This is a genomic window from Parafilimonas sp. (assembly GCF_047606085.1).
Classification (GTDB): domain Bacteria; phylum Bacteroidota; class Bacteroidia; order Chitinophagales; family Chitinophagaceae; genus Parafilimonas.
In genome coordinates, this window is the sequence record NZ_JASGEX010000169.1 from 1 (window position 1) to 22826 (window position 22826).

At 42.8% G+C, this 22826-nt stretch carries 19 protein-coding genes; 10 read left to right on the plus strand and 9 right to left on the minus strand.

The features are described 5' to 3' along the window. Positions 1-545: 545 nt before the first annotated feature. A complete protein-coding gene (locus tag QM629_RS14575; RefSeq protein WP_415160618.1) occupies positions 546-3038 on the plus strand; it encodes a glycosyl hydrolase family 95 catalytic domain-containing protein in 2493 nt (830 codons plus the stop codon). Between the two features lie 327 nt (positions 3039-3365). Here QM629_RS14575 and QM629_RS14580 read toward each other — a convergent pair whose 3' ends face one another. Continuing rightward, on the minus strand, positions 3366-5117 hold the full coding sequence (locus QM629_RS14580; protein ID WP_415160619.1) for an Ig-like domain-containing protein: 1752 nt from the start codon (positions 5115-5117) through the stop codon (positions 3366-3368). Between the two features lie 135 nt (positions 5118-5252). Here QM629_RS14580 and QM629_RS14585 point away from each other — a divergent pair, with 135 nt between their 5' ends. Further along, positions 5253-6212, plus strand: coding sequence for a D-2-hydroxyacid dehydrogenase (locus QM629_RS14585; protein ID WP_415160620.1), 960 nt, complete (start codon positions 5253-5255; stop codon positions 6210-6212). Between the two features lie 520 nt (positions 6213-6732). Further along, a complete protein-coding gene (locus QM629_RS14590; RefSeq protein WP_415160621.1) occupies positions 6733-8247 on the plus strand; it encodes an oligosaccharide flippase family protein in 1515 nt (504 codons plus the stop codon). Positions 8248-8397: 150 nt separating this feature from the next. On the opposite strand, the gene QM629_RS14595 is transcribed toward QM629_RS14590, so the two are convergent. Continuing rightward, positions 8398-10251: a M1 family metallopeptidase gene (locus QM629_RS14595; RefSeq protein WP_415160622.1), complete on the minus strand. Its 1854-nt coding sequence runs from the start codon at positions 10249-10251 to the stop codon at positions 8398-8400. 100 nt (positions 10252-10351) lie between these two features. Here QM629_RS14595 and QM629_RS14600 point away from each other — a divergent pair, with 100 nt between their 5' ends. Further along, positions 10352-10798: a PepSY-like domain-containing protein gene (locus QM629_RS14600; RefSeq protein ID WP_415160623.1), complete on the plus strand. Its 447-nt coding sequence runs from the start codon at positions 10352-10354 to the stop codon at positions 10796-10798. A gap of 51 nt (positions 10799-10849) precedes the next feature. Here the strand turns inward: QM629_RS14600 and QM629_RS14605 are convergent, their stop codons facing one another. After that, the gene (locus QM629_RS14605) at positions 10850-11254 is read right to left on the minus strand and encodes an NUDIX hydrolase (RefSeq protein WP_415160624.1); all 405 of its coding nucleotides are present in this window, start codon (positions 11252-11254) and stop codon (positions 10850-10852) included. 62 nt (positions 11255-11316) lie between these two features. Between QM629_RS14605 and pyrE the strand changes: the two genes are divergently transcribed. Further along, positions 11317-11949, plus strand: coding sequence for an orotate phosphoribosyltransferase (gene pyrE / locus QM629_RS14610; RefSeq protein WP_415160625.1), 633 nt, complete (start codon positions 11317-11319; stop codon positions 11947-11949). A 252-nt stretch (positions 11950-12201) separates the two neighbouring features. Then, positions 12202-12621 carry a copper chaperone gene (locus tag QM629_RS14615; RefSeq protein ID WP_415160626.1) on the plus strand — a complete coding sequence of 140 codons (420 nt, stop codon included), beginning with the start codon at positions 12202-12204 and terminating at the stop codon, positions 12619-12621. Here the strand turns inward: QM629_RS14615 and QM629_RS14620 are convergent. Further along, entirely contained in the window at positions 12618-13625 is a 1008-nt protein-coding gene (locus tag QM629_RS14620; protein WP_415160627.1) for a sugar kinase, read from the minus strand. The two genes, QM629_RS14615 and QM629_RS14620, sit on opposite strands and share 4 nt — an antisense overlap. Positions 13626-14023: 398 nt before the next feature. Between QM629_RS14620 and QM629_RS14625 the strand changes: the two genes are divergently transcribed. From QM629_RS14625 to QM629_RS14635, 3 genes are read left to right on the plus strand one after another with little or no spacing between them, the layout of a single operon-like run. Next, positions 14024-14746 carry an ABC transporter permease subunit gene (locus tag QM629_RS14625; protein WP_415160628.1) on the plus strand — a complete coding sequence of 241 codons (723 nt, stop codon included), beginning with the start codon at positions 14024-14026 and terminating at the stop codon, positions 14744-14746. Next, entirely contained in the window at positions 14746-16593 is a 1848-nt protein-coding gene (gldG, locus tag QM629_RS14630) for a gliding motility-associated ABC transporter substrate-binding protein GldG (RefSeq protein WP_415160629.1), read from the plus strand. The genes QM629_RS14625 and gldG overlap by 1 nt, the downstream gene beginning before the upstream one ends. 12 nt (positions 16594-16605) lie before the next feature. Then, positions 16606-17550 carry a TerC/Alx family metal homeostasis membrane protein gene (locus QM629_RS14635; RefSeq protein ID WP_415160630.1) on the plus strand — a complete coding sequence of 315 codons (945 nt, stop codon included), beginning with the start codon at positions 16606-16608 and terminating at the stop codon, positions 17548-17550. 595 nt (positions 17551-18145) lie between these two features. Here QM629_RS14635 and pgl read toward each other — a convergent pair. Further along, on the minus strand, positions 18146-18874 hold the full coding sequence (gene pgl, locus QM629_RS14640) for a 6-phosphogluconolactonase (protein WP_415160631.1): 729 nt from the start codon (positions 18872-18874) through the stop codon (positions 18146-18148). A 109-nt stretch (positions 18875-18983) separates the two neighbouring features. Further along, the gene (gene rpmH, locus QM629_RS14645) at positions 18984-19139 is read right to left on the minus strand and encodes a 50S ribosomal protein L34 (protein ID WP_415160632.1); all 156 of its coding nucleotides are present in this window, start codon (positions 19137-19139) and stop codon (positions 18984-18986) included. Between the two features lie 195 nt (positions 19140-19334). On the opposite strand from rpmH, the gene recO reads away from it, so the two are divergent. Next, positions 19335-20072 (plus strand): DNA repair protein RecO, encoded by a 738-nt coding sequence (gene recO / locus QM629_RS14650; protein WP_415160633.1) that lies wholly within the window; start codon positions 19335-19337, stop codon positions 20070-20072. Between the two features lie 58 nt (positions 20073-20130). Here recO and QM629_RS14655 read toward each other — a convergent pair whose 3' ends face one another. The 3 genes from QM629_RS14655 to QM629_RS14665 form a co-directional block, all read right to left on the minus strand. Continuing rightward, entirely contained in the window at positions 20131-21090 is a 960-nt protein-coding gene (locus tag QM629_RS14655) for a radical SAM protein (protein WP_415160634.1), read from the minus strand. Further along, positions 21083-22402 (minus strand): asparagine synthase-related protein, encoded by a 1320-nt coding sequence (locus QM629_RS14660; RefSeq protein WP_415160635.1) that lies wholly within the window; start codon positions 22400-22402, stop codon positions 21083-21085. The genes QM629_RS14655 and QM629_RS14660 overlap by 8 nt, the downstream gene beginning before the upstream one ends. A 164-nt stretch (positions 22403-22566) precedes the next feature. Continuing rightward, positions 22567-22826: hypothetical protein (locus QM629_RS14665; protein WP_415160636.1), on the minus strand; the 260-nt coding region annotated here is incomplete at its 5' end.

A 22826-nucleotide genomic window follows, 5' to 3' on the forward strand; every position in this document is an offset into this window, starting at 1 on the left:
CATTAAGCCACAGCCTTTTTTATCCACTTATCCACATAAGGGTATTTTTACATTTCATTTCTAGACAGCTTCTTAGAGTCTGTCTAAAAATAGAATTTTGAAACACCATTAAGCATGTTTGCATGTTTTAAAAGGTATGAATAAAGCACAACAAGGTCGGTCGTCATACCCGACCTGATCGGGTATCTGCGCTTAAAATCTAAAGCAGATTCCCCCGCCGCGGCGGGGGAAAGACGTGCAAGAGCGTTTATATTTTTTAGCATCATACAAAACCCCAGAAATCATTTTTAGACAGCTTCTAAGAAATGACTGTATTTCTGTTCGGTTAAAATAAGCCTAAACAACTTCGGCTATAAAAATCCGCCATTTTATATTATTGCTGCTTTACTTTTTGGCTGAGGAAACGCTGGCCCACATCATAACATGGTGTTTTTTATGCAGGCAAGGCCGCAGGCCTGATCTCTCAACAGGAGCTTTCGTTGTTTACCCAGACTATTATTATCTTGAAGCCTTTTAAGCTAAACGCATCACCTAAAAAGGCAGCCATGAAACAGGGTATAAAGCTAATATGTTTGTGCACTTTCGCCATCATTCATATTCAATCATCATTTGCCCAAACCCAAAAAAACAGCGCATTAAAATTATGGTACACCCGGCCTGCAATGCAATGGGTAGAGGCTTTGCCCGTGGGCAATGGCCATATTGCCGCTATGATCTTTGGCGGCGTGGAGGATGAGTTATTGCAGTTGAATGAAAGCAGTTTATACAGTGGCGGCCCTGTGAAAGATACCATTAATCCCCGGGCTTATCCATACCTTGCTTTAATAAGGGAAGCCCTGCTGAAGGAGGAAGATTATTCAAAAGCAGATTCACTTACCAAATATATGCAGGGCTTATTTACAGAATCTTATATGCCAATGGGCGATATCATGATTCATCAAAACTTTAATGGGGCAGCACCAACCGATTATTATCGCGGCCTGGATATACAAGAGGCGATTGCCTCAACCGGTTTTACTGTAAACGGCATAAAATATACAAGGGAAATATTTACATCTGCCCCTGCCGGTGTAATGATGATAAAACTTGCGGCATCGCAAAAAGGAAAACTGAGCTTTGATCTTACTGCCAAAAGCCAGTTGCATTACAAAGCTGCCGTTAATGGCAATACTGAGTTTGTTATCAGCGGCAAAGCGCCTGCCCACGTTGATCCCAACTATCACGAGGTGCCGGGCAGGGCACCGGTTATATATGAAGACACTTCAGGCTGCAACGGTATGCGTTTTCAGTACCGTATAAAACTATTGAAGCAGGACGGAAAATTAAGCGCCGATACATCGGGCATACACATTCATAATGCAACAGAAGTTATTATATGTGTTGCGGCTGCTACCAGTTTTAATGGTTTTGATAAATGCCCGGATGCAGATGGCAGGAACGAGAATGCTATAGCCGATTCGCTGATAAAAGCAGCATCGGCAAAAAGCTTTGCTGCCCTGCGCGCTGAACATATCGCTGATTACCGGAAATATTTCAGCCGGGTTTCATTTCAGATAGAAGATACGCTCGCAAGCAATCCCCGGTTATTGCTTCCTTCAGATGAAAGGCTGAAAGCTTATTCTGCAGGCGCGTATGACCCCGGCCTGGAAACCCTGTATTTCCAATACGGCCGATATCTGTTGATCTCCTGCTCAAGGCCGGGCAGCCCGCCGGCTAATTTGCAGGGTATCTGGAATAAGGAATTAAGGCCGCCCTGGAGCGCTAACTATACCATTAACATCAATACAGAAATGAATTACTGGCCTGCCGAAGTAACCAATCTTACAGAAATGCATTATCCCCTGCTTGCTTTCATAAGAGAACTTTCGGTTACCGGCGCACGTATAGCCAGAGAATTTTATCATGCTGACGGATGGGTGGCGCATCATAACTCCGACATCTGGGCTGTGGCCAACCCCGTGGGCGATAAAGGACAGGGCGACCCCGTTTGGGCCAACTGGCCGATGGGCGGCAACTGGCTTTGCCGCCATTTGTGGGAACATTATGCTTACACGCTTGATACAGATTTTCTGAGGCAGGCTTATCCCATTATGAGGCAGGCTGCATTGTTTTCTGCAGCATGGCTGGTAGAAGATAAGAACGGCTATCTTGTTACAGCGCCATCCACAACGCCGGAAAACAAGTTTCTTGACAGCGCGGGCAAGGCCCATGGCACATCTGTAGCCACCACAATGGATATGTCAATCATCTGGGATTTGTTTACCAACGTGATTGAAGCATCCGCAATTTTAAATACCGATAAAGATTTTCGTGATACGCTTATTGCAAAAAAAAGCAGGCTCTATCCTTTGCATACCGGCACACAAGGCCAGTTGCTTGAGTGGTATAAAGAATTTCCAGAAACAGATCCGCAGCACCGCCATGTGTCGCATTTGTTTGGCTTATACCCGGGCCGGCAGATAACACCCGGCGATAAGGCCTTTTTCCGCGCAGCCAGGAAAACGCTGGAAATAAGAGGCGATGGCGGAACGGGGTGGAGCAAAGGCTGGAAAATAAACTGGTGGGCAAGGCTATTAGACGGAGACCATGCATACCTGCTTATACGCCAGTTATTAAAATACACCAATACCGGCCAGGTAGAAATGCATAACAGCGGCGGCACCTATCCCAACTTTTTTGATGCACATCCTCCCTTCCAGATTGATGGAAATTTTGCAGGCGTATCAGGCATGGCGGAGATGTTGCTGCAAAGCCATACCGGCGTTATACAACTCTTGCCTGCCCTGCCTTCAGCATGGGAAACAGGTTCTGTAACCGGGCTTATGGCAAGAGGCGGTTTTGAAGTGGCTATGCAATGGAGCGGGCACAGGCTGAACGAAGCGGCCATTACGGCAAATAAAGGCGGCAGGTGCGTCATCAGCTCATCCATGCCATTGCAGTGTGCAAACGCCCGGCTTATTTCTGTACAGCAGGGAAGCCTGTATATTACAACATTCGATACTGCGCCGGGAAAAACCTATTGGCTGAAAAAAAGATAATTATCCCGGCGGGCCTCTTTTTGTATATGGATGATGCAGCTTCTGCAGCGGTTCTTATCTGTAAAACCATGTGATTATATTCTATGTGGTATAAAAATGTGCAATGCCTTAATGCACAATCACATAGATAAACAGGTCTCATAGTTATGCAGGAAAACATAGAAACACATAAATTGAAACTACGCTTCAATAACTATATTTTCTATAACCTGCCAGCCAAAATCTAACTATGTGATTAAAACAGTTTCTGTATGCGTTTAACTAATGCATAAATTTATCCGGCTCACGGTATAATAAGCATTGCCGGTAAATTGAATTACCGATGTATTAATCCTTTTTTACCATTACAAAATAACCTGTGCCCACATTATTTGCTTTGGCATTTGCCGGTGGCAATACTACTTTTCCCGCCGGGAAACTTTTACTATATACATTATAATAACGGTACTGTGCAACGATCTGCCCATCTTCTTTTTCAAAATCATTCAGCCAGTCAGGGAGGGTTGAATGATAGTTGGCATTAAGTGTTTCATACGCTACATACACGGTGGCATCGTTATCTATATTAAAGCTTAAGAAATTATCAGCCGATGTATCCTTTTCATTTATGTCAGTTTTAATAAAGGTCAGCCCCTCATATTTGCCTATGTCGCTGAAATTAATCTCCTCCGTGCGTGTTGTTAAAACAGTGTCTTTACTGTTGAAGAAAGGCGATTCGCCCGGCATCATTCCAGAAACAGGACAGGCGATCCCTCTATCCGAAACAGCATTGGTAACCAGCACATCGCTCCGGTTTTTAAGCGGCACCCGTAAGTTAAAAACATAGCTGGCTGTATCGCCGTCTTCATCCTGAACAATAACCGGGATTGAATAATTGCTGGCAGGAATTAATGGTATGCCTTTTAATGTGCCATCAGGGTAAAGCAGTAAACCCGGCGGAAGCTTTTTTTCATCAGTGGAATAAACCAGGTCGCCATTGCCGCCGCTGCCATTTATTTTTACGCTGTAAAATTTTCCAACCTGTGCATCATTTAAAAATTGCCAGGATATATCTGGCTTAACGTTTACCCTCAAAATGGTTTCGGCAGTTGATGCCTTGCCTTTGTTGTCATAAGCAACGGCTTTAACAGCATTATCGCCCCTGTATGCTTTTAATGTAAGCTTAAACGGCGCCTTTTTAAATGTTTTAACCAGGCTGCCGCCATAGAAAACCTCCACTTTTGCAATGCTTCCATCGGCATCATTTGCATCAATGTCAACCGTTACTTTTTCCCCGCGATTTGCTGTTTGCTTGTAGGAAGGCGATCTGAAAAATACAGTTGGATAAATATTACCGTCGTTGATCTTTGAATAGGCCCAGCCGGTTAAATCCTGCGTGCTGGCGGCCACCCACATTATGCCATGGCCGTAACCTTTAAAACTTGAGTACAGGGGGTTTACGCCGGTAACCCATGTGGCGCCCGTGTCGTGTACATCACCATTTACATGGCGGATGCCGGCAATATCTTTACGCAACGACCTGGAAAAATAATCTGTCTCCCCCTGGTTGCACCAGAGGGGAATGTTTTTTACCCTGGCTGGATCTCCGCTGAAGCCCATGCCCATTGTAATAGCTGCCGCGAAATAACCCGGATATTGCTGTATTATATGGAATGCCCCTTCTGCGCCCATAGAAAAACCACACACGTATATGCGCTGCGGATCGGCATCCTGGTTTGCAATAAGGTCGTCTATTACTTTTTTAAGGTTATCAAAATGCTGCTGCCAGCCAAGCGAGGTGGCAGGCGCTATAATATAAGTAGGAACTTTTTGCGTATTGGCAGAAAAATTATGCCATACACGTACAATCGGGTCAACGGTATTGCGCAACCTGGCATGGTAATCTGTACCGCAGCAACCATGCAAAGCCAGCACAACAGGATATTTCTTTCCTTTCTTCCTGTCTGACGGCGTATATAAATAATATTCCGTAGAATCTTCTTTATGCCAGCTCCATTGCGGCAAGCCTTTATAGTCTATTGGCTGGGCAAATAAATGGCACGCAGGTAAAATAAAAATAAAAGGAAACAGTTTTTTCATGCGGCTAAGATATTTCATCAGGCCATTCAACTGTGCCAAACTATTCTGAAAACAATTAAAGAAAGCGCCGTTAGGGTATATATGTTAATATTGCACAGGCTTGTCAGGCCAATACGAATTTTTAAAAACCGGCGGATGAAAATTGTTGTTTTAGACGGTTATACTTTAAATCCCGGCGATCTTTCCTGGAAAGAATTAGAAGATTTGGGCGAACTGGTTGTTTACGACCGCACTGCGCCATTATTAATTGTGGAGCGGGCAGCAGATGCAGACATCATATTAACCAATAAAGTGCCGCTTTCTGAAGAAACGATCAGCCGGCTTGCTTCATTACAATATATCGGTGTGCTGGCAACAGGATATAATATTATTGATATAGCGGCGGCAAGGGCCAGGAATATCCCGGTGTGCAATGTGCCGGGCTACAGCACACCTTCTGTGGCGCAGCTTACTTTTGCATTGCTGCTTGAATTAACACATCATGTGCAGCGGCACAGCGATGCTGTCAGGCAGGGCAAATGGTCGGCTTCGCCGGATTTTTGTTTTTGGGATTACCCGTTAACCGAACTGGAAGGCAAAACAGCCGGCATCATTGGTTTTGGCACTATTGGGCAGAAAGTAGCCAATATAGCTTCGGCATTTGGCATGCATATAATTGCCGGCAGCAGAACGCAGACGGATCAGCAGCACCGTAAAAATTTTAAGTGGGCAGGTATAAAAGAATTGCTGCAGCAATCGGATGTAGTGAGCATTCATTGCCCCTTAACGCCGGAAACAAAAGGACTGATTAATAAAGAAAACCTGCAACTGATGAAGCCTTCGGCCTTTTTGCTGAATACCGCCCGTGGCCCCATTATTGTTGATGAAGACCTTGCCCATGCATTGAACAATGATATAATAGCCGGCGCCGGCATTGACGTGCTTGCCACTGAACCGCCATCCGCGGATAGCCCTTTGCTGACAGCAAAACATTGCATTATTACCCCGCACATTGCCTGGGCCAGCAAAGAAGCGAGAACAAGGCTGATGCATATAGCCGTGCATAATCTTTCTGCTTTCCTTAATGGCAGGCTGGTGAACATAGTGAATGGATAAAGCATTGCTTTTGCCAGTGGGCCGGTGTAATACCTTATGTATTTCGTATTGCCTGTTACCTGCTTATAATTATTTACGATTAACACGATTGGTTAAACAATTCAAACACTTTATTACAATACAGTTAAAACAGTTTATGGGGGTTATGCTTTAAGGGCCGCTTCAGAAAATGAGCGGCTCTGATTTTTTATGCAGGGCTTTGCGGTAATCAGTTCTCCTTCCTGCCGGAGCTTTAAAAATTACGTTTTACTATCCATTCTGTATGAGGCGAAGCTTTAAAATATAAAGCCCCGCTAAACAACGGGGCTGCATAGAATCTCTAACTTAATGCTATGAACCCATGTAAAAGTCTTCATTGAATGTTACCTGTGTGCAAAGCTGTTATTAACTGTATATTACTTATTTCGCCAATGTTACCATGCTTGAGGATTAGCGGTTGGTTTTTAAAACTGGAAGAGCGGGTTTTAAAAGGAAGAAATCTCCCGGTTCAATCCCTATTTTTGCGGAAACTTTTTTTTGATTGAGCAGCATTAAACAACTGGCGGGGCAAACTTTCTGGTATGGGATCAGCAGCATTGCAGCGCGGTTTATCAATTACTTATTAACGCCTTACCTTACTTATTCTTCTTTAATTTCTACAGCTAACTATGGGCAGATGGGCGCTATTTATGCAGCCATCCCCATGTTCAATATCATCTTTACGTATGGAATGGAAACCACCTATTTCCGCTTTATGCGGAAAGACCATGACCATGATGCTGTGAACAATACAGCCACTATAAGCTTGCTGGTGAGCAGTATTGTATTGAGCGTTTTGCTGTGGATGAAACAGCACTGGCTGGCAAAGATTGCAACGCTGGAAGAATTTCCTTTATTGATACAGCTTAGCATTATCGTTATCGGGCTGGATGCTTTGTCAACCATTCCTTTTGCACGGCTGCGGTATGAAAGCCGGCCCAGATTGTTTGCATGTATAAAGATCGCCAACATACTCATCAATATCGGCTTTACGGTTTTCTTTTTGTCGTATTGCCCGGCAAAAGCAAAAGCTGATCCCGGCAGTTGGGCGATTATTGTGTACAGGCCGGATATAAACCCTATAATCTATGTGCTGCTTGCAAACGTAATTGCTTCGTTCTTAACATTGGTGTTTTTGAGCAAATGGGTGTTTCCTAAAAAATGGAAATTCAATTTGCAGTTATGGCTTACCATGATGGCGTATTCATTGCCCATGCTGGTGGCTGGCCTTGGCGGCATGGTAAACGAAACATTCGACCGCTTAATGCTGGGCTGGTGGCTGCCATCTGCAAACGGTTATGCCGATGAACAGCGCGGCATTTATAATGGCTGTTATAAATTGTCTATTTTAATTACCTTGTTTATACAGGCATTCAGGATGGGGGCGGAGCCTTTCTTTTTTAAACAGGCCGAAGGCGATAACCCGCAAAAAACGTATGCCCGTGTAATGAAATTTTTTGTGATAACCGTTTCAGCCATGTTCCTGGTGGTGGTATTGTTTATGCCAATATGGAGAAACTTCATATCGCCAAAATATTGGTCGGGATTGAAAGTGGTGCCGGTATTGCTGCTCGCCAATATGTGCCTCGGCATTTATTATAACCTGAGTATATGGTACAAGCTCACCAACAAAACAATGGATGGTGCAAAAATTACGTTGACAGGCACGGCCGTTACCATATTGGTGAATTATATTTTTATACCGCATTACAGTTATGTGGCTTCTGCCTGGGCCACATTCCTTTGTTATTTCAGCATGATGATAATAAGCTACGTATGGGGGCAAAAAGCATATTACGTGCCATACCCCTGGAAGAAATTACTGGCATATATAGGCATTGCGCTGCTGCTGTTTTTCCTGCATCATTTTATAACAGGGCTCTTTGAAAACACCGGCTTTAGCCTGTCGCTTGGCGCTGTATTTATTATTGCTTTTATGTTATTTATTATAAAGATTGAAAAGAAAGAGTTTGCGCAGTTTCCTTTTGTTGGCAGGCTGGCGAAAAAATATTTTTGATAACCTGCATCTTCCACCGGCACGGCGAAGACGGCCTGATGGATGTTTGGAAGCGTATGGTTGCATGCCTTTGTCCTTCGGTCAGACTGCTGTCGCGGGCCCACCGGGATGGGATCTGTGGCATAACTATTCTCTTAATTTCAATCCTTATTATTCCGGCTGCCAAACATTATTGGTTTTGTCTGTGTCCGCATCATGCACCCCGCCTAAAACAATTTTTTTTATTTTTTTGCCTGACGTAAAACTAACCGCTGTTTCATTGCTCTTTTCCCAAACGGCCATGCTTTGGTGCAAGGCTTCTGTGGTTCCATCCTTATAATAAACAGTAAGATGAACGGGCACGGGCTTATTGCCTTTCATTACAACTGTAACGGTAATATTGCCGCCGCTTTGTTTCACATTCATGATGGCAAGGTCCGGATAACCCTCATCATAAAACCATTGCTGCCAGAACCAGTTTAAATTTTTGCCGCTGCCGGCATTCATGCAGTTAAAAAAATCAAGGGGCATTGGGTGCTTGCCATGCCATTGCTCCATGTAATAATGCAGGGCTTTTGTAAACAATTCATCGCCCAGCATATCCTTTATGTACAAATAGCCCATGGCTGGTTTTGCATACGCATTCAAAAAATAGCTGGCGCCGTTTTGTTGCGTGCTTAACGAGGTAATGGGCGCATCAAAATCGTAGCCGGCGCTATGGTTATAAGCGCCCATGCCATAATCATCTTCTACAGAAGAATCAATCATTGGCGAAATAAGCCATTCCCCTATTGACGCCCAGCCTTCATCCATCCAGGCATATTTCGTTTCATTTATGCCCATATAAAACGGGAACATGGTATGAAATATTTCATGATCTGTCAGCTCAATTTCATCGGCTTTGTCATCAAGCGGGTTATCGTTTACCATCATCGGGTATTCCATCTGGTCAAGGCCGTCAAATATGGTTTCGTGCGGGTAGGGGAAGGGCCATGCAGGAAAATTGTAGCTCATGCTTTCTACTGTTTTCCTTGCATAATCAATCACATTAAAATAGTCTTTGTGCGCCGGGTTGAAAACCGCATCAACCCTTACTCTTCTTTGTGTTGCTTTATCCACTACCAGGCTGCTGGCATACCATGCGTAATGATTGCTGGTGGCAAATACAAAATCCGTTACACTGTCGGCTTTAAACTTCCAGGTATTGGTTGGGTCTTGTGCGGTAATGCTGCCATTCTTTAAATCGCCTGTATCAATTACTTTGGTTATGCCATCATTTTTTTCTGCAGCGCTGATGCGCTGCGCAATGGCAGGCGCATACACTTCATTTGCATTCAGCAAATCGCCGGTGGCACAAACAAGATAGTTTCCGGGAACAGTGATGCTCACATTAAAAGAACAGAAATCATTATACATTTCCACCTGGCCGGTGTAAGGAATTCTGTTCCAGCCGTCAATATCATCATACACGGCTATGCGCGGAAAGAAATAGGCTATGAATGCCGAACTGTCGTCAACCATGCCGGTGCGCTGGTGTGATGTTTTATTGAGCAGGTATGAAAAATCAAGATGAAAATTCATCTTCTCCCCAGGCATTAACTTAACGGGGTGCAATCTCATGTTTGTGCCTTCCGGTTCATGTATCTCCCGGCTGGCGCCATTAACAGAAAGGCTGGTTATGTGAACGCCGTCAGAGAGGTCTGCTGTATCAACTGGTGAATCCCGCTGCGAGCCTTTTTTATAAAAATTGGGATAGAGCTTAAAAATAATCTCGTTTAACGTATCGGGGCTGTTATTAAAATACACAATATCTTCACTGCCCGAAACAAGCCTTGTTGACGGGTTGAAACGTACAGCAATATTATAGCCGGCTGTATTTTGCCAATAACTTTTGCCAGGCCTGCCGTTTGCTGATCGGGTTTGTTTTTTATATGCCGCTTCATAATTCCTGGCGAGGGGCAATGTTTGGGCATGCAGTTGAAGGCAAACAAGCAGGATAAGCAAAGAAGCAGTAAGTATCTTCATGCGCTAAAAGTAGGGCAGCCTGGTTGTATTAAAACAATATTATGATGAAACTAACGATATTGGTACGCAATTAGCTGTTAGGTGGAAAATTTTTAAGCTGATGAACAGGAAGATGATCTTGGTTTTAATGATGATGCTTACATGGGCAATGAGGCTGCATGCCCAGCCCCCCAAAATACCGGCTGAGGTAGCGCGTGCGTTCAGGGAGAAATACCCCGATGCGCAGAACGTGGTATGGAAAGATAACCTCACCGGTTTTGAAGCAAGCTTTACATTGGATGAAGAAGCCTGGACGGCCACATTTAACAACAGTGGCGCGTGGAAAGAAAGTGAAAAAAAGATAGAGTTTGAGGATTTGCCCGATGATGTGCAGGATGCTTTTGACAACAGCAAATACGGCGACTGGAAGACCGGCAGCGTAAGCCTTATTGAGCGTGATAAAAAGACCCGGTATAAAATTTATGCGGAAAAAAACAGCATCGTACAAAAAGTGCTTTTGTATTTTTCTGAAAAAGGCAGGATCGTGAAAGAAGCGCCGGGTATTTAATTTCCGGGCCGGGAAGCGGTGTGCCGGTTTTAAAAAAATGTCTTCCATGCCCTATAGTTTGCCAATTATATCCACAATGTTCGTGTAACTGTTTTGCAGCTTTTGGAAAAAATCTTTTTTATCTACCCATTCAATCTGTTCAATATCCTCTTCCGTTTGCGGAACTAATTTTTGCACGCCTGCCGCATGCATTTTATACCAGTGCGTTTCCTTAAAAACATCGCTGTGTATGCGTGGTTCAAAATAGCTGTGGTGCGTAATGCCCAAAAAACTTTCAAGCTGCACATTTTGCAAACCGGTTTCTTCCTGCACCTCGCGCACGGCGCATTGTTCTATGGTTTCGCCTTCATCTAATTTGCCTTTGGGAAGATCCCATTTGCCGCGGCGGAATATCATGAGCAATTCATCTTTATCATTAAAAACCAAACCGCCTGCTGCTGTAATTTTTTTTGTCATGCTGTTTTGTTTGATGAATACAATGTTCAGTTTGCAATATTCAATAATAATATCTTCGCAGCATGAAGAATGAAAAAATTATTGCTGAAAAATTATTGCAGGCAGAAGCGGTAAAGCTTAGTCCCGGTGAGCCCTTTACCTGGGCCAGCGGCTGGAAAAGCCCGATATATTGCGATAACAGGAAGGTGCTTTCTTACCCTTTTCTCCGCGATTTTATAAAGAGTGAAATGTGCAATGTAATATTTGAGCAATTTCCCGAAGCAGACCTGTTGGCCGGTGTCGCCACGGCGGGCATTGCCTGGGGTGCAATGGCTGCCGACCAGTTAAAGTTGCCGTTTATTTATGTGCGCCCGAAACCAAAAGAACATGGGTTAGGCAACCAGGTGGAAGGTTTTTTTGAAGCGGGGCAGAAAGCGGTTGTGGTGGAAGATTTAATTTCAACGGGCAAAAGCAGTTTGCAGGTGGTGGATGTATTAAGAAATGCTGGCGTTGAAATTGCGGGCATGGTTTCTATCTTTAACTATGGTTTTACGGCGGCTGAAGAAGCATTCAAAAAAGCCAGTGTGCCATTAGAATCGTTAACAACTTATACATCGCTGATTGAACTGGCGGTTGAAAAAAATCTTGTTTCAGCAGAAACGGAAGAATTGCTGAAAAGCTGGAGGGAGGATCCGGGAGGTTGGGGGAAAGTTTAAAGTTTAAGGTTTAAAGTTGTACAAATGTTGCTCTGCGAAAAGTCTCCAGACTTTTGCAACTAATGTTGATTATTGACATGAATGGCTTACAGCAATCATACAATGTTTTATCATGATTAGCGTTTTTAAAAACAATGGTTATTGATGCCATGAAAAATAAATTGTACAAGTGTTGCGACGCAAGAAAAGATGCCATGCAATACAGTTGCCGGTAACAAAAAAATATAAAACCAATAAATAAAATTTATTTATATGAAGTGGATGAGTGTTGTTGTTTTAATGTTTGTTGTTGGCAGCGCCAGTGCGCAGGTGATGCAAAACAAACCACAGTGGGGAACTATTAGTGTGCCGCAATTGAAATGCTGGGAATGCCAGCAGCGGCTTAACCAGTATTTAACCCGTGAAAAAGGGCCCAATACGGATGCCGGCATTGTGCAATGGAAAACCGATCTGCGCAACGGCATTTTAAAAATTCAATATATACCCGACCGCATAACGCTTGATTATATCCGCACGGCTGTGGCCAATGCCGGCTTTGATGCTGATACGGTAACGGCTGAAGAAACCAGCTATAAGAGGCTGCCGCCGGCTTGCAAGAAAGCAGGCGATGGCGCTGGTTTCGGGCCTTTTAAATACTGTAACCTCGATCCTGCCGACAGGCCGAAAGATTAATGGTAATGCCGGATGAAAGCTTTTATTTCATCCACCGTTTTATTAAGGACCTCGCCTTTTACAAACAGTTTTTGAAAAGCTGCCCCGGTGGCAAAATTGATGAGCTGCTGAAAGGGAAGATGATTGTACACGCCATAAATAAGGCCCGCCATAAAGCAGTCGCCGCTGCCTGATTTATCTGTTATTTTATCGCTGCTGTACGTAGCTGCGCTGTAAAAATTATTATTGCCGAATATAGTTGCGAAGCATTCCAGCTTATTCTTTTTAAGCAGGAACGGATGCGCTACCACCTTGCATTGCGGAAAATGTTTTATGATTTTTTCTGATGCATGTTTTGCCTGCCGCAGGTAATTTTCTTTTGTGCTTATGGAATGAATATTGGCAGGGATGCGAATGTTCAGCATCGTTTCTATGTTCCATATATTGCCTGCAACAATATCGCAGTATTTTAAAAGCGCCGGCACTACTTCGCCGGCAGGTTTGCCATACTGCCATGCTTTGGGATGATGGTTTAAATCAACCGAAACCGTTATGCCTTTTCTTTTGCAGGCCTTTAGCGCTTCTTCGCAAACGGCTGCAATATTTTCATTCAGTGAAGGGGATACAGTGCTGAAATGAAACCACCGTATGCCTTGTAAAACCTGGTCCCAGTCAATCATTCCCGGCTGCAGGTCATAAAAGGAGGAATGCAGTTTATCGTAAATGATCGTTTCGTTATACGCATCTTTTTCTTCGGGCAGATAATACAGCCCTGTTTTATTTCCATGATATAATATAGTGGAAGTGTCAATCTGCAGCGCCCCTGCATATTTAATAAGTTGTTTCGACAGTAAGTTATCCGGCATGGCCGTGCAATAGCTCACGGGCACCTTCCATGCGGCGAGGGCTGCCGCCACATTTAATTCAGAACCGCCGGCATAGGCCTGCAGGATATTTTTATTCATCCATTCGCCGTTTTCATCGGGCGATATGCGCAATAATATTTCTCCAAAAGACAGAACCATGCTATTTCAGTTTATATCATAACAGAATTATTCCATACCATCAGCATTAAGGGGTATTCAGCATACCCGTTATGCGGCTGACCGGCCTGATTCAAAGATATTTAATTAGCTCAATGTAATTTCCGTAGTGGCATCTGCAAATTCCATCGACGCTATAAAGCCGGTATAACAGATGAGCCGGGAAAGTGCGTTAGCGGCCTCTTATTTTTAAACAAACCTTATCCGTTGTTTAAATTTTTTCCGCGCGGAGAACACAGAGCCAACAGAGGCATTCATTACGCTGTTTACTTCTTTGCTCTGTGCGAAAAATTGCTAAAACCCTGTAAAGAATTAAATTTTTAAACAGCTTCTTACCAAAATCTTCTTCGCTGTAAATGTATAGGCAGTAGTTTTGAGCCATGTGGATGATCTGCAAAAAAGAATGGAACCAGTTCTTCAGCAGCCTTACCGGCTATATTGCACTGGTTGTTTTTCTTTTGCTGAACGGGCTGATGTTTTTTGTATTTCCCAATACCAGCCTGCTCGATTTTGGTTATGCTTCACTCGATGGTTTCTTTTCATTAGCGCCGTGGATTTTATTATTTCTTATTCCCACCATTACCATGCGCAGCCTGGCCGATGAATACAAAGGCGGCACATTTGAATTATTAAAAACGTTGCCGCTAACATCATCGCAAATTGTTTGGGGCAAATTCTTCGGCGCTTTACTGGTTGTATTGTTAGCATTGATCCCTACAATCATTTATGCATTTTCATTGCAGCATTTAAGCGCAGCCGGCGGCATTGATGCGGGCGCCGCCATTGGCAGTTATATCGGTTTGTTTTTATTAGGGGCTGTATTTACGGCTGTGGGGTTATGCGCCAGCAGCTTTACCAATAATACCATTGTGGCATTTATTGGCGGCGCATTTGTTTGTTTGATATTATATGCAGGCTTTGATGCTTTAAGCCAGTTGCCTTTCTTTTCAAACGGGCTGGATTATTATGTGCAGATGCTGGGCATCAGCTTTCATTATAAAAGCATCAGCAAGGGCGTGATTGATATTCGTGATATCATTTATTTCCTGGCGGTCATCCTGTTTTTTATACTTCTTACAAAACAAAATATTGAGAAACGATAATGCAGTCAATAAATCAATATTTACGTCCCAAAAATCAATGGCTTATTTTATTGGCTGCTCTGATAGCGCTTATCTATACGTCAACCTTATTCCGCTATAGAATTGATCTCACTGCTGAAAAACGTTTCAGCTTAAATGAATCAACCAAAAAATTATTGAATAACGTTGACACCGCCATCAACATCACCGTTTTTCTTACCGGCGATCTTCCTGCTGATTATAAAAAGCTAAGTATAGCAACAAATGATTTATTAAATGAGTTTCGCGATTTAAGCAATAATAATATCCGCTTTCATTTTGAAAAACCTGAATACAAACTAACTGACAGTTTAAAATTATTATTAAATGATTCTGTTGTAATTGTTTCAAAGAAAGATTTAAACCAACAGCAATTAGATAGAGTTAAAGATAGTATGCAAGTCGTTTTATACGACAGCCTTCAACGCCTCGGCGTTGTGTTTGAACAAAGCAGCAATATTGCTTCCGGCAATGAAAAAGCGGTGCAGCAATTAATAATTCCATCCGCCATAATTCAGTACGGCAATTACAGGCCGGTTGCCGTAGATTTAAGAAGCAGCCGCACCGTGTTTAAAAATTATAATGTGGTTGATGAAGACCCGCAACCCGATAAAGAAGCCACTTTAAATGCAGCCGAGGCTTTGCTGGAATACAAGTTTGCCAATGCTATAGAGAAGCTTACAAGAAAGGAAATTCCCACTATCGCTTATTGCCTGGGTAATGGTGAAGCCGGGCCGCAATATGTAAACGACCTTATTCAAAACCTGCGCAACGATTATAATTTAGCCTTGTTTGATCTGAAACAGGCTTACCCCAATCCTGCCTATATTAATACTTTGTTGATTGTAAAACCTACTATACCTTTTACAGATGAAGACAAATTAAAGCTTGATCAGTATGTAATGCATGGCGGCAAAATTATTTGGTGCATTGATAAATTATATGCAGAACTGGACAGCCTGATGCGCAGCCAGGCGGATTTTGTGGCCTTCGACCGCAACCTTAATATTGATGATCTTTTATTCCGGTACGGTGTGCGCATAAACGGCAATCTTGCACAGGATTTAAACTGCAGTAAAATACCGCTGGTTACCGGTTATAATGCTGATGGCAGCCCGCGCATGCAGCGTTTTCCCTGGCCGTATTATCCGTTCCTTTCTTCACCCAATAATAATATCGTTTCAAAAAATTTAGACCGTGTGCTGGCTGTCTTTCCATCAAGTATTGATACGATAAAAGCACCGGGCATAACGAAAACAGTATTGCTGTCAACCGATACATCGAGCCGGCTTATAAGCTCCCCGGCTATTGTAAGCATTAAAAAAATAATGGACGATATCAGCACAGATAATTTCGCTTCCTATAATGAACATTACATCCCGGTTGCGGTATTGCTGGAAGGCAAATTCAATTCCCTGTACGCCAACCGGCTTACACAAAGCGTGAAAGATTCTGTGGGCAAGGCATTAAATAAACCTTTTGCATCAGCCAATGCAAAGCCCACACAACAAATAGTAATGAGCGATGCAGATATAGTAACCAATGCCATCAGCAATACAACCGGGCCTTTGCCTATGGGCGAGCTGCCTTACGAGAACTACCGCTTTGCCAACCGCGAGTTTTTTCTCAACTGTATAGATTATCTCACCAGCGCCAGCGGCATTTTTGAGAGCCGCAATAAAGATTTTACGTTACGGCTGCTTGACCGCAAAAAAGTGGAAGACCAGAAAACCGGCTGGCAACTGGTAAACATCGCTATACCTATTGCGCTGATCATAATATTTGGTTTTATTTACCAGTGGCGCAGAAAAAAACGTTTTGGGGTGTAATATTGCAAACTCATGTCACACAATACAATCAGCTACATTGTTTTTGGTGTTGTTTTAGCATTTGCCCTCATTTTCGACCTCGGGCTTTTAAGCAAAAAAGGTAAAACCATTACCATAAAACAAGCCTTGCTTCAAACCATTTTCTGGGTAGTGCTTGCATTGGCGTTTTTTGTTTTTATGTGGTTTGAAAATGGTAAAACGCCTGCACTGGAATACATCAGTGCTTACTTAATGGAGTGGAGCTTAAGCATTGATAACATTTTCGTGTTCATTCTCATCTTCACCTCTTTTTCTGTAAAAGAGCAATATTATTCCCGCGTGCTGCTGCTGGGCATATTAATGGCGATAGTATTCCGTGTGCTATTTATCACTGTTGGCGTTGCGCTGGTAAACCGTTTTGAATGGTTATTATACCTCTTTGGCGTTTTCCTGGTTTATACCGGCTTTCACATGTTCAACAGTAAAGACGATGAAGCCTTCGATCCCGAAACTTCCAAAGCTTACAGGGCGGTAAAGAAAATATTCCCGCTTACCAACAGCGATGGCGACGGCAAATTATGGATAAAAGAAAGCGGCAAACGCTATTATACAACCCTGTTTGTTGTAGTGATGATGCTGGCATCCATTGACCTTGTTTTTGCTTTGGATTCCATTCCTGCTGTAATGGGCATTTCAAGGGATAAAATGGTAATCTATACATCCAATATTTTTGCTGTGCTTGGCCTGCGCAGCCTTTTCTTTTTATTAAAAGGCGCTGTAGCCAAATTTGATTACCTGCAGGAAGGCATTGCCATTGTGCTCATCTTTATTGGCCTTAAAATGCTGGGCGCCCACTGGCTGGAAACATGGTTCAGCGCCACAACGCTGGTATTTATTTCGCTCGGCATGATAGTGGCCTGCATTACCATTTCTATTTTATTATCCATCAGGAAGAATAAACGGCAACTGCAGGCGTAAACGCTGCGCATTTTATGTTTTATTGTTTGCCGGCTGCAGCACTTCTATTGAGCGCGGTTATTACCAACGCGGTCAGGCGCATCCAAGCGTCAGACCGGTAACAGCAAAGCCCGGCGGGGAATAAATCAGGCCGGATTGCGCAATTTCCATCTGCCGCGGAGTTGTTGTAAACCCTTCTGCCCTGCAGGAAGCAAGATTTACGGCAATGGTGAGCAAATAAGAGGTATAAAAGATGAGAAAAAAGGTATGTTTTTTCAATTAAAAGGCACGATTCACTGGGAAAAAGGTACGATTGAACAGAAAAAGGGTACGTTTTATCTCGCAAAAGGTATGATTATTTAAAAGAAAGGTTAGAATTATAGAAGAAAGGGGTGAAAGCATGCATTTATACATCTTTGTTTTTGCCGGCACCGTAATTCAGCGGGTCTTCATTGGTACTGAACTGGGCTTTTGATGTGAATAAAAAAAAACAGTAATGTAAAAATTGCAGCAGTTACAATACCTGGTTTCATGGGCGCAAATGTACTTGCGCACAGGCTTGCTCCTGTTTACGACTTTGGAAAACAGCTTTTACAAAAAGGGGAAAGCCGGGGCATCAGCCATTCATAGCTGCTTCATCCACAAACCAGTGCAGCTCGCCATGCGCCGGTTTAATTATCTGCGAGGGGTATTTTTCGGGGCCGTAAGGTTTATGCATTACATTGTTCAAAGCTGTTGCTTTGCCGCCGCCGCTTACAATAAAAGCTATTGATCTTGCTGTGTTAACAACAGGCGCCGTTAACGTAACCCGGTACATATCCTGTTGCTCCAGCCATAAATAAGTGCACCATTTTGCTGTTTCATTAATAGCATCTTTCTGCCCGGGAAACAGGGAAAGCGTGTGCGCATCATCGCCCATGCCCAGTAAAACAATATCAAATGTGTGCTCATTTGTGCCTTTATTAAAATAATACTGCAACACTTCTTCATACGCATTGGCGGCAGTTTCAGCGCTCATATTCTCTGTTTGCATAAAATGCACATGCGCTTCGTTAACGGCAACGTGATCCAATAAAGTTTCACGGATCATTCTTGCATTGCTGCGTTCATCATTATATGGAACAAACCGTTCATCGCCTATAAAAATATTGGCACGGCTCCAGTCAATTTTATTTTTGTATGCATCACCAGCCAGGAGCGTATAGAGTTTCTGGGCTGTATTGCCGCCCGTAAAGGCGATTGAAAAGCGTTCTTTCGTTGCAAGTGTTTTGCATATACAATCTACCATCCAGCCGGCAAGGCGCTCGCACAAATCTTCATAATCTTTACAAACATGCAGTTCCATGATTAATAGTTTGTGCCGAAGATAAATACAAATGTTTGACGGGCTGATTATCTGTAAATAAAAAAGGCCGGCTTTGAGCCGGCCTTAAAATATAGTATGTATAAAACGATTATTTTAATTTTCTTTCATCAGAAACGGTAAGTTTTTTACGGCCTTTTGCCCTGCGGCTTGCCAAAACTTTACGCCCGTTTGCAGTTTGCATACGCTTGCGGAAACCATGCACGCTTTTGCGGCGGCGATTATGTGGCTGAAACGTTCTTTTCATCAGTAAAAATTTTTATTGTATAAACAATTTTTTTCAACAAAACAGGTAACAGTCACCATACTGCTCCTTGTGAAAGGACGGCAAAGGTAAAAGAATTTCACCATAAATTGTTAATACATTCCGGAAACAAACCTGTTAAAATTTCTTTTGCAAACTTCGTTCATTTTCTAAGTTATTATTTGCTTTGCTAAAAGTATGACGCATAAAACGAGGGGCATCGTTATTAAAGCCACCAATTATGGTGAGACAAGCATAATAGTGGCTGTTTATACAGAGCTGTTTGGCCTGCAAAGCTATATTGTAAAAGGGGTGCGGCAGGCAACTAAAAAAAAGCCCGGCAGCCAGATATACTTTCAGCCTTCAGCCATGCTGGAAATGGAAGTGTATCATAATGCACTCAAAAACCTGCAATTCATTAAAGAGTATAAGTGGGGCTATTTATATGAAAAGGTTTTGTTTGATGTAATGCGCACCGCTATTGCGCAGTTCATGATCGAGCTTTTTCATCATGCCATCAAACAGCCTGAAGCCAATCCTGAACTATTCTGTTTGCTGGAAGGCAGCTTGCTGGAAGCCGACAAAGGCAGTGATGCTGCAGTGGCTAACCTCCCGTTATACTTTATACTGCACCTGGCAACGGAATCTGGTTTTGAGCTGCATGGCAATTTTTCTGCTCAAACGCCTGTGCTTGATTTAAAAGAAGGCGCTTACGCCAGTGCCGAACCTTTTCATGCTGATTATATCTCCGGTTTCATGGCAGAAGCAGTCTCAAAAATCCGGCACATACAGTTATATAATGAACTTGATAATATAAGGCTGAACCGCCAGGTGCGCCGCCAGCTACTGGAAGCCCTGCTTGTTTATCTCTCACATCATCTTCCGGATTTTCAAAAGCTGAAAAGCCTGCCTATATTGCAGGTAATGCTCGATTAATTATACAATTCTTGTTGTTTCCCGTGTTGGGCGAGTAAATTAAAAGTAGCTCAGGTCATTATAGCGTTTGCGCACTATAAGTCTGGCTGCAACTGCATCGCACCTCAGGTAATATTTTTTGTTCCAAATTCATCTTTTCCAATCGCTTTTTCCTTGCATCAAAACAAAACGTACATGTTGATAAAAAGCCAATATCCCATGTATCAACAAAAACCTGCCCTTGCCCCAACAACAAAGCTTTTTCAAAAACATCTTCCAGCATAGCCAGAGAAGGCGGTGCATAGTTACCTTCTCTCCATAAAACATCCATAACACCATTACCAGGCCTTACCGGGATAACAGCACAACGTACAACGCCACATTCAAAAGCAAACTGTATAGATTTTAAAGTCCATACAATGCTTTCCTGCGGATCAGTTATATAAGGCGCATTTAATAATACAAAGGCACGGACATCAATGTTATGCTGATTCAGCGATCCTGTGGCATTTTTAAAATCTTTTGGTGTAAGCTGCTTATTCAATCTTGGCAATACGCCAGGATGAATGGTTTCCAGGCCCATCGCTACTTCCAGCCTGCCATCAAGCATTTCATTAAACGCAATACAATGCCTGTTACAAAGCTTTGGGTGATTTTCTACAACAACTCTTTTATAACCTTTAAGCAGTTTGACGATTGCAGGATATTCTTTTGGCGAAATAGCTTTTGTATCAAAAAAATTTCCATTGTTATACAGTTTTATTACATCTGCCTGCGGCAATCGTTCCAATGCATATTCAATCTGCTTAATAATAGCTCCAAAAGGCGCAGCTTCATCCAGCGTATTCTTCCACAGATCACACATCAAACATTTAAAAGCGCATTCTTTGCTTGTAAGAAAGATGGTATTTACAGTTTCAATATCACCTGATAAAGCCGGTTCCTTTTCATGCAGAAAATGATAAGGAATACAGGCATCTGCTTTGTTCTTTTTGGAACGAAGCTGTGTAATTGCATGGCTATCGTACCCATCATGCATACAATGAATGGAAGTATGTTCTGTATTCTATTTCGCCTGCGCCAAAAACTTTTGAGAAAGCATCCTCAGATACGGCGCCTGCCTGGAATCTTTTCTTTTCAAAAACAGGCATATCAAACCCTGTAACAGCTTTTATACCGCGGCTTACTATCTCTCCTTTTAATGCATATAACGCTTCTTCTTTCCAGTCGGTAAGTGCTATAAACGGAATGCCTTCTGCTACTTCAATCACATTGGGCAGGGCATACGGACTAAAGTCTTTGAACCCGTATTTTTTGGAAGGCGCATAAGAACGCACATGCCCCCTGCTTTGCCCGCCGGAATAAGTTAATGAATGCTTTATTTTATCAACGCCCCATCCTTCCTGGTACAGCATCATGTTGTTCAGCACACTGCGAATAGTTAATTCCGGGTTTGCGTTTATAGGATAATCTTTCAAATTTTCATCGCCGCCATCGCCGTCAGCCATGTATTTCCAGTCAGGATATAATTCCCTTATTTTTCTGCAAAGCGCCAGCGCCATGGTTGCAGATTCGAGGTCGAGTGATTTATAATCTTCAATTACCCGGATAGCTTCTTTATAATTGATGTATGACAATGGCACATCAATCACTTCAAGAAAAAGCGATAAGCCCAGTTTATCCATAAACTGATGCGCCTGGTTTGCATCAGAGCCGCTATTTACAGACAAGGTAAAAGCTTTTAACCGTTGCGGCGACATGCCGAGCTTAAGCATTAAATGATATAATACCAAAAACACAGAACCGCTGTCAATACCGCCTGAAAACAAAACACCAACCGGCTCTTTTTCTGGAATGGTCAACAACCAGTTTTGACATTCATTAGCTAATGTTTCAATATATTTTTTACCGATGGCATCAAGGTTAGTGGGCAGCACATTCCTTTGCGGTTCAAAAAATCTTGTATAAACAGGATTGGGATCGGGGCAGCCTATCACTTCAAGACGCACTACATGATGTGCAGGCACCATTCTCGTATAGGAAGGGTGAAACTGATGATGCAGTTCTCTTTGTTTGAGAAATTCATAAATTTCATCCATACGTTCTGCTACAATAAGGAGCGGGCCTGAAACCTGCTTGGCAAGAAAATAGCGCATGGGCCTGCCAAGCGAACGTGCCATAAATACCTGCCGGCCTACCTTTTCAACAATGGCAAACTGGCCGTCAATTTTACGTACAGCCAAAGGATCGCCGGAGGCAACCGCAGCAGCAGCCTCCTGATATGTCATATTGAAAATAATATTGCTGTTGTTATCAATAAGGCTCACAAAATCTGTTACATACTGGTTCATATATCGCGGTTTTCGATTGTAACAAATGTAGATATCATTATCTGATTTATTTTAAAAGAAATCTAAATTCCGGCTTCAGGAAAAAGGACAGCGCGCTGAATGAATATTTTAATCCGATCTCCCGCTGTTGCGACCGGATTGCAGGAAAACCGCAAGAAGAAGGTTTATAAGAAAGAGGAAGTCTCAAAAGTAAATTGAAGGCTTTGAGAATCGCTTAAACGAAAATTTTCTCCATCAGGTATCTGAATAAAAAAGAGGTTGACTCGACTTTTGAGACTTCCTCTTTGCTTTTTTATATTATAGTAAAATTCCCTCGTATATTTATTAGTTCTCGAAAAACCACCGCCTTTGGCGGTGGTTATGTACTCGTGGCTATGCCGTATGTTTAAATTTGCTGCATGAGCAAGTATAAGAAGCAATCTCA

Coding starts and splice junctions, on each gene's coding strand:
- QM629_RS14575 (WP_415160618.1), top strand. CDS start 546: ATGAAACAGGGTATAAAGCTAATATGTTTGTGCACTTTCGCCATCATT.
- QM629_RS14580 (WP_415160619.1), bottom strand. CDS start 5,117: ATGAAAAAACTGTTTCCTTTTATTTTTATTTTACCTGCGTGCCATTTA.
- QM629_RS14585 (WP_415160620.1), top strand. CDS start 5,253: ATGAAAATTGTTGTTTTAGACGGTTATACTTTAAATCCCGGCGATCTT.
- QM629_RS14595 (WP_415160622.1), bottom strand. CDS start 10,251: ATGAAGATACTTACTGCTTCTTTGCTTATCCTGCTTGTTTGCCTTCAA.
- QM629_RS14600 (WP_415160623.1), top strand. CDS start 10,352: ATGAACAGGAAGATGATCTTGGTTTTAATGATGATGCTTACATGGGCA.
- QM629_RS14605 (WP_415160624.1), bottom strand. CDS start 11,254: ATGACAAAAAAAATTACAGCAGCAGGCGGTTTGGTTTTTAATGATAAA.
- pyrE (WP_415160625.1), top strand. CDS start 11,317: ATGAAGAATGAAAAAATTATTGCTGAAAAATTATTGCAGGCAGAAGCG.
- QM629_RS14615 (WP_415160626.1), top strand. CDS start 12,202: ATGAAGTGGATGAGTGTTGTTGTTTTAATGTTTGTTGTTGGCAGCGCC.
- QM629_RS14620 (WP_415160627.1), bottom strand. CDS start 13,625: ATGGTTCTGTCTTTTGGAGAAATATTATTGCGCATATCGCCCGATGAA.
- QM629_RS14625 (WP_415160628.1), top strand. CDS start 14,024: ATGTGGATGATCTGCAAAAAAGAATGGAACCAGTTCTTCAGCAGCCTT.
- gldG (WP_415160629.1), top strand. CDS start 14,746: ATGCAGTCAATAAATCAATATTTACGTCCCAAAAATCAATGGCTTATT.
- QM629_RS14635 (WP_415160630.1), top strand. CDS start 16,606: ATGTCACACAATACAATCAGCTACATTGTTTTTGGTGTTGTTTTAGCA.
- pgl (WP_415160631.1), bottom strand. CDS start 18,874: ATGGAACTGCATGTTTGTAAAGATTATGAAGATTTGTGCGAGCGCCTT.
- rpmH (WP_415160632.1), bottom strand. CDS start 19,139: ATGAAAAGAACGTTTCAGCCACATAATCGCCGCCGCAAAAGCGTGCAT.
- recO (WP_415160633.1), top strand. CDS start 19,335: ATGACGCATAAAACGAGGGGCATCGTTATTAAAGCCACCAATTATGGT.
- QM629_RS14655 (WP_415160634.1), bottom strand. CDS start 21,090: ATGCATGATGGGTACGATAGCCATGCAATTACACAGCTTCGTTCCAAA.
- QM629_RS14660 (WP_415160635.1), bottom strand. CDS start 22,402: ATGAACCAGTATGTAACAGATTTTGTGAGCCTTATTGATAACAACAGC.